Genomic DNA, 12,297 nt, shown 5'->3' with positions numbered 1-12,297 from the left:
TAGGAATATCTAATAAAGTATCTTAACGTGATTGAGCGATGTCTAGGACGGGCTACAGTTATACATAGATGCCCAAAAAATAAAAGCGATCGCTCCCTTTAACTCAAGAGCGATCGCTAATTTTTGAATTACAGAATACAGTTTAAGCAGCAACAGGTTCCAACAATTTAATGTCAGAGAAAATAAATTCCTGAGTAGAAAATTGTCCTGCTGTCTCGGTGCGAATCTCCCGACGATTTAGGATAAAATAGTCACCAACTTTTTCATACTCATCAATAAATTCGCTTCTACCACCCTTTTGTTCCCCAGTTTTGGGGTCATTATACACAGAATCATAGGTATGGGATAGATAACCTTCCCCGGTGTCGTGACTGCTGAAGGTGTCAATAGTAACAAAAGTACCGTGGATTAGACGGTGAACATGGCAGACTTCATTATTGCGGACTTTGTATTTATCGCCCTCAGCCTTACCACCCATTAAAAGCTCAACCGCACCAGTTTCGTCAGTTTTACCATAGCTAAACGTATTGGCGCTGTGAGTGTCTTCAAAGCTGCGGCGGATGCGGTGAATTGCTATTTCCCAAGCTTGACCATGAATTGCTTTCTGGGCTGATTCATCATCTACATCCAAAACTTCGGCTTTGAGATTGGCACTGATGATAACTTTGCCTGTAAACACTTTATCATCATGCTTAAAGGTAATATTTGCGGTATAACCAGGGAAATTCTTCTCCCAAGTATAGCGGTTTTCATAAGCAGCCCGGAAAAGTTCCTGAGCAGAGAGTTGTGTAACTGTCATGTGCTTCTCCTAGTCGCTACTGTAATTAGCGTTTTCGTTTCCTTGGTATTAGCATAGAAGTAATTGTTGAGGCTTGGATAGTCCCCAACTGGGTACACTTATGGCTAATTCTCTACACGCTGTATTTCAGGCGATCGCTAATGTCCAAAATGAGCAAGAGTTAAGACTTGCTCTTTCGGATCAAATTAGCGAGCATTTTGGCGTGCAAAATTGGGGTATTTATCTTTTAGATGAGCAGCCAACCACTGAGATTAATGTTTCAGGCATTCCGGCAGTATGCTTAGAGAGCAATCCAGTGGGGCGCTATGTGGTTGAGCGTCATGCTCCCGCCCACGAACAGTTATTATTATCGCCAGGAGACTGGAAGCATTTTTGTTCGCGTTCCGACCACGAACACGTGATGACCGGGCCAATTGTTTGCGATGGTCGTCTGATAGGAACGCTTAACTTGGCACGTGACAAGGGAAATCCTGCCTTTAATGGTAACGATTTAGCTGACTTGAGTGCTTTATGTATTCATTTGTCAGCAAAAATGGCAACCCTACGGACAAAACCTAAAATATCCAATTCCCTTTTAGTAAGTCCTTTAACAGCGCGTGAGTTAGAAATTGCCGAGTTGGTGGCAAAGGGGTTAACGAATGCGGAAATCGGAGAAAAACTCTGGATTACGCAAAATTCCGTTAAACAAGCCTTGAAGAGAATGTTTCGGAAGTTGAAGGTTTCGGCGCGTGCAGAAATGGTAGCAAAGCTACAGGAGATACAAGTTTCTTGAAGGAGGCAGGGAGCAGGTAGCAGGGATTTTTGGGCTTTCTCTATAGATTTGGGAATTATAGATAATTAGCCGGACATGATATAAAAACTTTAATTCTGGGTATAAAATCCAGTTTTCAAACAAGAATTGTATTCAGTAGAGTGTAGCAAGATACAATTCTTCTTACTTCAATCTCACGCTTTTAAACGTGGGTTATTCCAGCATTCTGCCTCCTGCCCCTACCATAGCTGCCCCTTGCCCCCTACCATAAAGACTCTAACTGATGGTAATCTAAGATTGTAGAACCAAATTCGATAAAAACTTTTGTTTTTGACAGTTTTCTTTTTTGAACAATAGTAATATAGGTCGTGGATAAAGTCTTTGACAATTAAGACTTAGTTATGATTTAAGTAAGTTCTAAAGAAGTTAGTTAGTTTTTTTAACAGGAGAAGTAGGGTGCTTAACAACCTTAATCAGTTATTATCTCCCCGGAAGTGGGGAATTCCCCTTGCGGGCTTAGGCTTACTTCTCGGTTTAGGCCTTATATCCAAGCAAACTCATGTAACATCATTTACAGATTCTCGATTCTCATCGCCTCAGATTCACAAAACCTCCGAAAACTCTCTTTTATCTCAGTTGAGAAAAGTTCGAGAGCAAAGAAGTCAACTTAATGCGGCTTCTGGAGGCGTAAACACAGCACCTATAGTCACAGCACTGGTTCCAGGCGATGGGGGAACTACAAAAAGCGCAACAGTTTTACCAAAAACAAATTTTCCTGTAAAAGACGGGATTTACCTCTATGGTCAATCCCCAAAATCCAACCAGCTTGGTCAAGGTTATATCATATTTCAAAAGCAGCAGGATAAGGTAAGGGGTGCGTTGTATATGCCCCAATCAGAGTTGAATTGTTTTCAGGGTACAATCAACCCATCAGGAGAGTTGGCAATGACGGTTAATACTTCGTCAAATGAAGCCAATTCTGAACAATCGAATCAGGTAGCTACAAGCAATAGACTGCCCCAGGTTAGTGATGATGAGTCAAATTCTTATGCTTACTCTTTGGCTCTGCAAGACTTTTATCGGTTAGATTCGATCGCAGCTAGCGATCGCCGCACGTTACAAATGTGCAAGTAATCTCCAATATCTTGATTACCTCCTTTTGGACTAGACACACTCAAGCAGTTTTTGAGAATGAAATCGCCCTGAGTGTGTTATTAAATAATCTTCAGTAGTTTTATTAAGGCTTTTTTGCCACTTGTTAAAATCGCTGACCTGTAGTAACTTCAAATCTAAGTTCTCCTCGATCGCTAATTCCAAAGTCACCTCGAATCAGCCCAAAGGATGACTTGAAGCGCAATCCTAAGCCGTAACCAAAGCCACTTCCAGGTTTATCTCGTAGCACTCCTGGTTCTCCTAGGACGGTTTCGCTAGACCCGAAATCTGAGGCGAAGTCAGTAAAAACAACTCCTCCGAGTGAGTAAAAAATTGGGAACCGATATTCCACAGAAGCTAAACCATAACTTCTAGCACTAGCGACTTTCCCATAACCATAACCCCTGACAGAATCTAGTCCACCAATATTAAAAGCATTAGCTGGCGGAAAGTCTCCAAGAATTGTACCAATTTGTAAATTAATCGCCAACATTTCTGGATTGTCAGTTGGTTTACCATTACCTATCCAACTGACTGGTAAATACTGAATATAATCTCCCAGTAGGCGGTTGCTAGAAATATTGCCCAATCCAATCGGTATCGCTTGTTCTGTGCTGAAAGTGAGGATTGATCCTTGAGTCGGATTTTCTCGGCGATCGCGTTGATCTCTAGATACGGAAAATAATACTGTATATAAGTCATCAATGCCAGTACCGCTAAGAGATAAAGGACTCCCTAAACTATCTACCTGTGCGACATTATATTCGCGATCGCGTAAGCTAATTCTGGTATAATTTAAGCTTATACCTGCATCCCACTCATCAAAAGATTTTAAAACTCCCACAGAACCACCAAACCTTCCCTCGCGTACTTTGTCACCGTCAGACAATCTGATATCGTCGTTGAAAGTTCCTGATGTATTACGACTACGAAAAGCTCTGATGCTGTAGCCTAAGCGGTTTGGTTCTTCAGGACGATAACGACTAATGAACTGACCATTAAATTGGACATCTTTACCGCTGATTTGCACAGTCGTGTCTAATTTATCATTAACACCACTGATATTTTCATCTTTATAACCCACTCGACCGTATAACCCAACATCGTCGTTACTACCGCCTCCGAAGATTAGAGAAGGGAAGTCACGCTCTTTGATTTGATAAATGAGATTAACGCTATTGGCATCTTCTTGTCGATAAACATTGACTTCATTAAATGATTCTAATCTCCGCAATCGTTGCAAGTCTGTTTCTAGTAAATCTTCACGGAATACCTGACCAGGTTTAAGTTTCAGCAGACCAATGATGAAATCTTTTCGAGTTCGTCCTTTAATCGGCTGACCTTTTTCATCGAGTAATTGATCTTTGTTATTAACAAAACGAATCTGGATATCTTTGACAATTCTTTGGGAAATTTGGGAAAACTCCACAGACTGGCTCTCTTTTGGAGTTAATCCGATATAATCACCATATTTTGCATAGCCTCCCTCTATCTCTAATGTCGATTTTGTTGCCACAATACTACTAGAACCATCTTCAGTAGAAGATTGCGAGTCTGCAACGGCCTTTAGATTTTCTCCAGCTATTAAGATGACTGCGATCGCAACTACAGCTATTTGAATATACATAAATAAAGCTTTGTCATTATTTATATTTTGGCAACAGTTAAAGATTTGATAAGTAATCAAGCAAAGATGATATCAAAGCTTTCTTTCCTCAGTAACTAATGTCAAACTAACCCACTCGCCTTTCTCGTTGTAGCTGCGAATCATCCGTTGGCGCAGGTTTGGCTGGATTAACCAACCCGTTTCCAGAAAAAATGGTTGGCGTAACTGCACCTTGAGAGGTGATGTTGCAGAAGCGCCATCTGGTAAAAATAATATTTGCACTTGCTTTTGGGGATCTTGGTCAAAGAGAACAATCGGGCCTTTGATGGTAGCAGTTGAGGTAATTGTGCGATCGCTAAAAGAGGTACTTTGAATTAATCGCCCAACATCATCAAGTTGTAATTTGAAGATTGTAGAGTAAGTATCAGGCGATCGCAAATCTGGATATATTGTTACTGCTTGACCTTGCCATTCTCCTAACAAATCATTTATCTGCACAGTTGGACGTTCTACTGCTGGGGTTCTGGCGAGATGTTCTCGAATTAAGATTAATTCCTTTAGCTGACCAGTACTATCAAATAGTTGTACCAGACGCAAGCGGCGATTTTCATAAACTAAAGCGAGTTCTCCACCAAATTCGGAAAATGGCCCTAGCTGAATTAAACCTTCAGAAAATGAACCATTCTCAAAAAACAGTAGACCCCCTCCCACAGAATTAAATTCTCTGATTATATCTTGTCCAGAACGACTCAGAGTTAGACGTACTTTCTGGCTATTGTTCAAACCTTCTAGAGAAAGACGACTAGGAGTATCGTTCAAAAGTGTTCCTTGGGGAGAAAAATTCGTAAATGAACCTTCCCAAACACCAAGATTTTGCAAAAAACACTGCCATTGCGATTTCATAGTAATTTTGTCATTTGTCATTTGTCATTTGTCATTGGTCATTTGATTAGCCTTGTTAAGTTGATATATAGGTTTTATTTCATATTCGTTCAAGTAAAACTTCAGTTATTCTTTGAAAATTTTGAAAGTCCCAAGTTCAGAGGTCAAAATTCCGAGTTCAGAAGTCAAAATTCCGAGTTCAAAGGACAAATGACCAATGACTATCGTTTAGCAAAACGTCGGACAGCAAATAAGCTCCCCATTAATCCTACAGCTGCACCGAAACCCAAAAGAATCAGAGGCAATAATAAAATTTCTGCTGGAGTGAGTTGGACTCTGTTGGTGATGACCTGGATAAACTCAGGTTGATTGACTAGCAACTTACCGAGAAACTGTTGAATTACAGAAATGAAACTCCAAGCGATCGCACCACCAACCAAACCAAAGGCAATTCCTTGTAAAATAAACGGCAGGTAAATCCAAATAGAAGTTGCTCCCACTAGCTGCATAATTTCAATTTCCTGGCGACGCGCCATGACAATCAGCCTAATTGTGGTAGTAGTCACTGCGATCGCTGTTAAAGTCAGAATGATCGTAATTGTTAAAGTAATCCAGTTCAGGCCTCGATGCAACTGGGCAATGCGTTTGACTGCTTCATCGACATACTGCACCGTCTCAACTCCTCGTAATTTAGCCAATTGTGTTGCTAACGTTGGTACAACTTGAGAATTACGTGCTTTCACCTTCATCTCATCAACCAGAGGATTCTCACCTAGCTGCTGGGTAGCACCCTCAATATCAGAAATTCTCATTTCCTTAACTAACTTAGTCCAAGCTTCTTCTTTGGTAATGGTTTTTATCGCCGCCACCTCTGGCATTTTAGCGATTAGTGGCTCAATATTTTCGATTTGAGTATCTGGTTCGAGATAAACTGATACTTCTAGCTGGCTACCAAACTGATAAAGGAGTTTTTCAACTTGCCAAGAGGTTTGCAAACTCAAGCCAAATAAAAACAGTAACACTGTTACTGTACTTACAGCTGCCCAATTCATCCAACCTCCCCGCAGTAAACCGAGGAAAGTTTCTTTCAGCAGATAGTCAAGTTTCGTGAAAGATTTAAACACACATCACCTCAAAATTTGAACTTAACGCCAAGGCACTAAGTTCAGCTTTTGCGTCTTTGCGTCAATAACACCACTATTTATAGTCAATAGTATAAAGTTTGCCAATAGATCAGCTTTTATCCATTGTGACTTTCTTTCTCTGTCCTCTTGCTGTCTCGACCATTTATCCGATTTTCGTACTGTTTGCCACAAATATACTCACTATTACTTTTAACAGTTATTAATAATTGGCTAGCTGTTCTAGTTTCTAAGCAATTTTACTGTTCTTTAAACTTGACTTAAAAAAATGGGAAAATAGTTTGGTATTTATACGATGTTTTTATTTGAAGTTCAGAGTAATTTTAGAGGAGCAACAGATTGATTAAAGGAAAGTTGAACTATGAGCTTCTTAAATAAAGCTAATTTGGGCAATACCTTATTAAACCAGATTCGCTATCAGCTTGAGTCCGTAGAAATACATAATTCTAAGCTGGCCAGACTATTGTGCAAAATCATTCCTTCACATTGCCCTTTTGAAAGAACTTTTACATTTCTCGGTCGGACTATGTTTCAGATTCCACCTTTGTGCAAATTGAACCCTGTCTACGAACAGCTAGTTAGTCTTCGTTTTAAGTGTTTATTATATTTAGTCAATGAATGTGGTGAGGATGCCAGAAAATATTGTTAAGTATGTGTTTCTATGAATAAAAATAGATTGGAGAAATATTTTTAGGAATAAAATTGTATAGGAATTCCAGTTGCAATCAAATGTGAATAAAAAATAGGCTGGCGAATGACATTTGAGCAGTAAAGACTTATACCAGAGTTATTACCGTGCTAGATATGTTTATTCAAGCAAATCTAGGCGATCGCCAATTATCATCGCAGTGGCAAGATTGTCATATCAGACTTGTCTGTAATAGATTAATTTCAGGAATGAACGGGAATTGATTGGTTTAAAGACCGTTCGCTGAAAAACTCTTGAGTCATTCGCTCATAGTGTTCGCAGAGATTCGCGCGGTGAAGAGCATAGTCAATAATTGGACTACCATAAGGTGGCTTAATGAAATTACCAATATAGGCATAAGCTGTTGCATCCAATGTTGTGGGTTGCTCTCCCATGAAAAACGGTTTGTCTGCTAGAAAGTCTGAGAGCGCTTGGAAATCAGCACAGATAATCTGAGTGATTTCTTCACTGCTATGACGACCCATTCCGTGACCATGCATTTGAGAAAGTACCGTTTTACGAAACTCTTCAACAAACGGTTGTGATGATTCTAGTGCAGTCTCAGGGAATAGTGCCTGCACTAACACTGCTCGAAAGTGTTGCCAGTTTTCTTCTATGTTGTAGCGAATGTAGGGTATTCCCCAAAAGGTGTTTTCTTTGATCGTGCGGCGAAACGCTAGAGATTTTGATCGCTCAACGAAAGTCAAATTAGCATCGAGATTAATTGCTTGTTGCTTGAACATCTCAATGTGTATAAAGTAATCATTTTAATCAACCTCTATGATTTATCTTGGCGTTCAAGCAACGCTGGTTTTAGCCTTGAATCTTGGAAAACCAGCGTTTTACCACAGGCTACTTGACTGGAGTAATTTTTGCCGAGTAGAGATGCCATCTACGCTGCTTTGGAGTTGAGCCAGGAACATCATTGACTCGTCGCAGCACATAGCTACCTCGAAATCGCTGCGGGGTTCCATTGGTGGCGATCGCAGTTACAGTAACCGGAATCTCAATGTAGATTGAGCCTGCACCTGGGTCTGGTTTACCGGGTTTTCCAACTTCTACAGCAACGGATGTAGTGTTGGCAAAACCCTGCTTGAACTGCTCAAACGACTGCTTGCTAGCAGCGCCATTTCCATCCCAAGCTGAATAAGCTTGTTTATAGTCTTGACGAGCGATCGCACTATAATAGTCACGAATCACTTGGACTGCTTGCTGCTCAGGCGGCTTGGTATTAGCAGTGCTTTGCGTAGGAGCAATTGATGCTGGAGTCGGACTAGACGCGATCAGATTTGCAACCGATGGGGTATCGGCAGGTGGCTGCGATTTAACAGAGGCATTACAGCCTGTAATGGCGATCGCAAGTAGCATTCCTCCAACAGTTATAGGGTGCTGTTTTAACCAGATATATAAATAAAAGTAAATCTTTGACAAAGATACCTCCTTGGGATTCTGCATACTAGAAATGCAATCGATACAACCATTGACAATTTTATATGAGTATGCACTTCTAATCTTGACTTGTAGCCCAAAAAGCTAAAAATATCTCTGGCTAAAGGTTTCAGCATCCTTGCAGTTAGTCTATCGCTCATTGCTAAGGATTGATATTTGCAGTTGGCTACACCTAGAGGTAGTTAGGCGCTGAACCCTCCATCAATCATTAGGTTTGCACCAGTGATGTAAGCTGCCTCAGACCCGGCCAGATAAGCGACCATCCCTGCAACCTCCTCAACAGTACCGTAGCGGGGCAGTGCTAGCTGCTTTTTGATCATCTCGGCAAACTCACCCTCTGGGGGATTCATATCAGTAGCGATCGGCCCAGGCTGGACGTTATTGATCGTAATTCCACGCGGGCCGAGGTCACGCGCCAGCCCTTGTACAAGCCCTTGCAAAGCAGATTTACTCATGGCATAAACAGAGGCGCCGGCAAATGGGACACGTTCGGCGTTGGTGCTGCCAATGTTGATGATGCGTCCGCCTTCTTGCATATACTTGACTGCGGCTTGGGTGGCCACAAATACGGCACGCACATTAATGGCAAAGGTGCGATCAAAGTCCGCAAGCGTGAAATCATCGATAGGGGACATCATCGCTACACCTGCATTATTCACAAGAATATCAATGCCACCCAATTTCTCTACTGTCTGTTCAACAGCAGCCACCACCTCACTAGCTTCAACGCTGTTGGCTTGGATGTCCAAAGCTTGAACGCCCAGCGCCTGGACTGCTTCGGCGATTTCCTTGGCGCGATCGGGCGAGCTGGTGTAGGTGAAAGCAACATCAGCACCTTCAGTTGCCAAACGCTTAACGATCGCCGCCCCGATACCGCGACTTCCTCCGGTGACGAGTGCGCGTTTATTTTTGAGTGTGTAGTTCATATTCGATACCGTCGATTAGAAATTGGATAATTTGCTATTAGTAATTATCTCGTCAAACTTCTGCTTCGCTCGATAAAACTTTTGCAGCTTCAAAAACTGTATGGGGACTTTTGAAGGTTAACCGTGCTTCTGGTTTCTGGAGTGCCACCATAGTTTTCACATGTTCGGATTCGTCATCACGGATGTTCACAAACACATCGTATAGATTATCTACCTTAGGACGGCGAAATTCATGACCTGGTGCAGTCTGAACTTCATCAAACATATACAAATCGCCATCGCGATAGAAATTGATTGCAACCTGGGGCGCTTTTTGAGCTTTTAGTTGAGCTTCATTGGTTTGCAAGTATTCGTCATAGGTGTGGTAGGCATGACCTTCAATCAGTTCCATCAGGTAGTAGGCGTAAGCGGGAAACAACATGTAAATCGGCACGACTACCCAGTAATAAGCCACAGCAACTGTTCCCGAAATTGGAGCTTCTTGCCATACCATTCCAGCAATTAAGAGCCAAACGACTAAAGGTGTCCAGCGCATCAGCCGATGATGACTGACAAAGATAAAAATTGTCAATACTAAAAGAAATGTAATCGTGATTTCTGAGAAAAATACAACCCACAGCGAATAATTCAACCCAGGTAGCGTCATGCCGTTACTAACGCTTCTGGCATAATCTCCCCATAAAGTCACCAGCAGTAACACAGCAGCGATCGATGGGAACGATGATGGTTACAAACTCATAAGACCTCCTCTGGTTGCTGGATTGTTTTCAATGCCCATCCGCTAATCCAACATCCCAATCCATCAACAATTAAGATGAGGATAGCTGTGATTTGGAATAGCAAACCCCAGCCTGCAAAGGAAACTTGAGAAAGATGATCGGGGCTAATGACGATCAAATGATTGTAGATTCCAAAGAGGAGCGATCCTGCCATTGAAAAGAGCAACAGCCAGCTACCAAGGCGGTAAAACTGTGTCCAAAGTAAAACGGCTGCAATGATGGGAGTCAGAAAAATTACAATAACCACGAACGAACTTTGAAGCACAGAGAGAGCAACAGGGATTTCCACATGCGCTAAACCATGCAGTCCGTTAGCGATCGCATGGATGACCACAATCGTTGTTCCATATTGAGCAATTTTCATCTCACTTCTCTCTTAAACTGTTAACTGGTAAACATCTTTGAAATTTTCAGGTCAAAAGATTTGCAACCACACTAGCTTGGCGAACCTGCACCTACCACAATATAGTCTCTGGAGGCAGTGCAGTCTTCTCCCAAGGGCGATGGGGTCTTTCCAAGTAGAGCAACTGCCGTCCTCCTGCCTTTTTTTGGTAAAGCAAACAATTACTGAGGCTCGTCCAAGACTGAAGTGTAGGCTTGCGGCTCTTCGATGCGGTGTTGTGCGTATTTCCGTCGAGCCTTGACGACCTCCTGATACACCTTTTTGCGAGCTAAGTTGAGGCTACCCAAAGGTTCGTGTTCGGGTAGGGTGTGCCAAGCCATGAATGATAACCCCTCATCCAACCGCTTCCGCTCCTCGAAGTCAAATTTCTGAGCGGGAACTGTGATGGTTGCAAGCTTAATAAAGGGTGAGTCTTCCTCCTTCCACTCCTGCATTGGATCTTCAATAGGAGTTTTTTCATCGTTGACATACACCTGCACCAAGAAGTCGAAGATTACATCTTTACCCTTTTTTGAGAGGTAATCGACGACTGCTTCGCGCAAGTAAGTCTCGGAAGTGGGAAGCGAACCAAGAGTATCTTGCTCATGAGGTTTTACAGAAAACTTGATGGATACAGAGCCAAGTTTATAGGGAGTCGTACTCCAATATTGAATCAGCAGTGGATTTGCAATTTGTTTGCTTGTAACCGCTTTCAGGACTTCAAAAGTGGGTGCTAGCGATTGCAGTTCTTCTTCATTTGCCTGACCGACGCTTGCTTTGGTCAGGTTGGCAAACCCTTGGGCATCGTGCACAAAGAACACCGGATGATTAATTAGCAAAAAGTCTTGGGTTTCCTGCTCATCATCCAGAACTTTTTCACCTTCTACTTGTAAAAGTTTAATAGCAAGTGCCCGAACATCAGGATCGAGGTCTGACGCGAATTTACCGCGCTTTTGTGGGGGGGAAGCATTGGAGAGCCTCATCCAAAGCGGGTAGGTTTTGGGTTGGGCAAAGATACCTGCTTTCAACGATTCGGGAATATTGTCCTCAACTTTGAACTCTCCCCAAACTAAGGCATGACTTTTTGGATGGTCTTTTCGCAGGTCTGGGCCCTTCTCGGCTTGAACTTTGAGATCGATGTCCACGATGGTATCAGTAGCCGCTTCTTGAACAGCAGTGGATAAATTAGATTGGCTCATGGTTCTTTCTCCTTATTAATTGTGAGTGTTTCAAGACTAAGAAAATGAGGTTTATAGATAGATTACTAGTTCACAGCGCTGCTTACGAACTTTGAACACAGATAGAGCAACAGGGATTTCCAGATGTGCTAAACCATGCAGTTCGTTGGCGATCGCATGGATGATTGCAATCATTGTTTCATATTGAGCAATTATTATCTCGCTTCTCCTGAGTAGAAAACTTCACACACATCATTCATTAATGGCAGTGGGAGCGCAACCGCAAATATGCAATGCTGATTAACTTAACTGAACTTACGGCGATGGAAAATTATCGATAGGTCTGTTAGATTAATTTGCTTTTCACAGATGAACCTGTCTGTCATAGGCAAAACGAATTTCTTTTTGACGATTATATAAAGAAAAGACAGCCTTTTTCAATCACCCTGAAACGAGACGTTTTTCTCCACCGCTTCACGGCTTAGGGACTTCCAGAAAATAAAATATACAGATAATAAAAATGATAATCATTGTTAGGGGGGGGTGGGAGAGGCTGCCAACGG

At 42.0% G+C, this 12,297-nt stretch carries 14 protein-coding genes; 3 read left to right on the top strand and 11 right to left on the bottom strand.

The annotated features are described in order from the left end of the window. Positions 1–142: 142 nt before the first annotated feature. Positions 143–799, bottom strand: a complete 657-nt coding sequence (locus tag V7K79_RS00905; protein ID WP_335043828.1) for a DUF3386 domain-containing protein — start codon at positions 797–799, stop codon at positions 143–145. A 100-nt stretch (positions 800–899) separates the two neighbouring features. On the opposite strand from V7K79_RS00905, the gene V7K79_RS00900 reads away from it, so the two are divergent. Together V7K79_RS00900 and V7K79_RS00895 are read left to right on the top strand one after the other, a co-directional pair. Beyond that, entirely contained in the window at positions 900–1,571 is a 672-nt protein-coding gene (locus V7K79_RS00900) for a LuxR C-terminal-related transcriptional regulator (protein WP_335043826.1), read from the top strand. A gap of 435 nt (positions 1,572–2,006) precedes the next feature. Next, positions 2,007–2,684: a hypothetical protein gene (locus V7K79_RS00895; protein ID WP_335043823.1), complete on the top strand. Its 678-nt coding sequence runs from the start codon at positions 2,007–2,009 to the stop codon at positions 2,682–2,684. Positions 2,685–2,808: 124 nt separating this feature from the next. Here V7K79_RS00895 and V7K79_RS00890 read toward each other — a convergent pair whose 3' ends face one another. The 3 genes from V7K79_RS00890 to V7K79_RS00880 form a co-directional block, all read right to left on the bottom strand. Beyond that, positions 2,809–4,329: a BamA/TamA family outer membrane protein gene (locus V7K79_RS00890; protein ID WP_335043822.1), complete on the bottom strand. Its 1,521-nt coding sequence runs from the start codon at positions 4,327–4,329 to the stop codon at positions 2,809–2,811. A 72-nt stretch (positions 4,330–4,401) separates the two neighbouring features. Then, complete coding sequence (locus tag V7K79_RS00885) at positions 4,402–5,211, bottom strand: DUF3598 family protein (RefSeq protein WP_335043866.1); 810 nt, start codon at positions 5,209–5,211, stop codon at positions 4,402–4,404. Between the two features lie 200 nt (positions 5,212–5,411). Then, positions 5,412–6,314: a cell division protein FtsX gene (locus V7K79_RS00880; protein WP_335043820.1), complete on the bottom strand. Its 903-nt coding sequence runs from the start codon at positions 6,312–6,314 to the stop codon at positions 5,412–5,414. Positions 6,315–6,693: 379 nt separating this feature from the next. Here V7K79_RS00880 and V7K79_RS00875 point away from each other — a divergent pair, with 379 nt between their 5' ends. After that, positions 6,694–6,981 (top strand): Mo-dependent nitrogenase C-terminal domain-containing protein, encoded by a 288-nt coding sequence (locus V7K79_RS00875; protein WP_335043818.1) that lies wholly within the window; start codon positions 6,694–6,696, stop codon positions 6,979–6,981. 242 nt (positions 6,982–7,223) lie between these two features. Here the strand turns inward: V7K79_RS00875 and V7K79_RS00870 are convergent, their stop codons facing one another. The 7 genes from V7K79_RS00870 to V7K79_RS00840 form a co-directional block, all read right to left on the bottom strand. Then, a complete protein-coding gene (locus V7K79_RS00870; protein WP_335043816.1) occupies positions 7,224–7,763 on the bottom strand; it encodes a glutathione S-transferase C-terminal domain-containing protein in 540 nt (179 codons plus the stop codon). Between the two features lie 109 nt (positions 7,764–7,872). Next, the gene (locus tag V7K79_RS00865) at positions 7,873–8,451 is read right to left on the bottom strand and encodes a hypothetical protein (protein WP_335043813.1); all 579 of its coding nucleotides are present in this window, start codon (positions 8,449–8,451) and stop codon (positions 7,873–7,875) included. Positions 8,452–8,651: 200 nt separating this feature from the next. Beyond that, positions 8,652–9,395, bottom strand: coding sequence for a 3-oxoacyl-ACP reductase family protein (locus tag V7K79_RS00860; RefSeq protein ID WP_335043812.1), 744 nt, complete (start codon positions 9,393–9,395; stop codon positions 8,652–8,654). A 52-nt stretch (positions 9,396–9,447) separates the two neighbouring features. Next, positions 9,448–10,095 carry an alternative oxidase gene (locus V7K79_RS00855; RefSeq protein WP_335043809.1) on the bottom strand — a complete coding sequence of 216 codons (648 nt, stop codon included), beginning with the start codon at positions 10,093–10,095 and terminating at the stop codon, positions 9,448–9,450. Positions 10,096–10,130: 35 nt separating this feature from the next. Continuing rightward, on the bottom strand, positions 10,131–10,538 hold the full coding sequence (locus tag V7K79_RS00850; protein ID WP_335043807.1) for a hypothetical protein: 408 nt from the start codon (positions 10,536–10,538) through the stop codon (positions 10,131–10,133). 200 nt (positions 10,539–10,738) lie between these two features. Next, positions 10,739–11,755, bottom strand: a complete 1,017-nt coding sequence (locus V7K79_RS00845; protein WP_335043805.1) for a catalase family protein — start codon at positions 11,753–11,755, stop codon at positions 10,739–10,741. A 51-nt stretch (positions 11,756–11,806) separates the two neighbouring features. After that, positions 11,807–11,929 carry a hypothetical protein gene (locus tag V7K79_RS00840; protein ID WP_335043803.1) on the bottom strand — a complete coding sequence of 41 codons (123 nt, stop codon included), beginning with the start codon at positions 11,927–11,929 and terminating at the stop codon, positions 11,807–11,809. Between the last annotated feature and the right edge of the window lie 368 nt (positions 11,930–12,297).

The sequence above is a fragment of the Nostoc sp. genome (genome assembly GCF_036917575.1).
Lineage (GTDB): Bacteria > Cyanobacteriota > Cyanobacteriia > Cyanobacteriales > Nostocaceae > Nostoc.
The sequence above is the reverse complement of the archived record's forward strand: the minus strand, read 5'-3'. Positions and strand labels throughout refer to the sequence as shown.

What these genes read in the sequence shown, in the direction of transcription:
- V7K79_RS00905 (WP_335043828.1), bottom strand. Translation starts at nt 799, where the DNA reads ATGACAGTTACACAACTCTCTGCTCAGGAACTTTTCCGGGCTGCTTAT.
- V7K79_RS00900 (WP_335043826.1), top strand. Translation starts at nt 900, where the DNA reads ATGGCTAATTCTCTACACGCTGTATTTCAGGCGATCGCTAATGTCCAA.
- V7K79_RS00890 (WP_335043822.1), bottom strand. Translation starts at nt 4,329, where the DNA reads ATGTATATTCAAATAGCTGTAGTTGCGATCGCAGTCATCTTAATAGCT.
- V7K79_RS00885 (WP_335043866.1), bottom strand. Translation starts at nt 5,211, where the DNA reads ATGAAATCGCAATGGCAGTGTTTTTTGCAAAATCTTGGTGTTTGGGAA.
- V7K79_RS00875 (WP_335043818.1), top strand. Translation starts at nt 6,694, where the DNA reads ATGAGCTTCTTAAATAAAGCTAATTTGGGCAATACCTTATTAAACCAG.
- V7K79_RS00870 (WP_335043816.1), bottom strand. Translation starts at nt 7,763, where the DNA reads ATGTTCAAGCAACAAGCAATTAATCTCGATGCTAATTTGACTTTCGTT.
- V7K79_RS00860 (WP_335043812.1), bottom strand. Translation starts at nt 9,395, where the DNA reads ATGAACTACACACTCAAAAATAAACGCGCACTCGTCACCGGAGGAAGT.
- V7K79_RS00850 (WP_335043807.1), bottom strand. Translation starts at nt 10,538, where the DNA reads ATGAAAATTGCTCAATATGGAACAACGATTGTGGTCATCCATGCGATC.
- V7K79_RS00845 (WP_335043805.1), bottom strand. Translation starts at nt 11,755, where the DNA reads ATGAGCCAATCTAATTTATCCACTGCTGTTCAAGAAGCGGCTACTGAT.
- V7K79_RS00840 (WP_335043803.1), bottom strand. Translation starts at nt 11,929, where the DNA reads ATGATTGCAATCATCCATGCGATCGCCAACGAACTGCATGGTTTAGCA.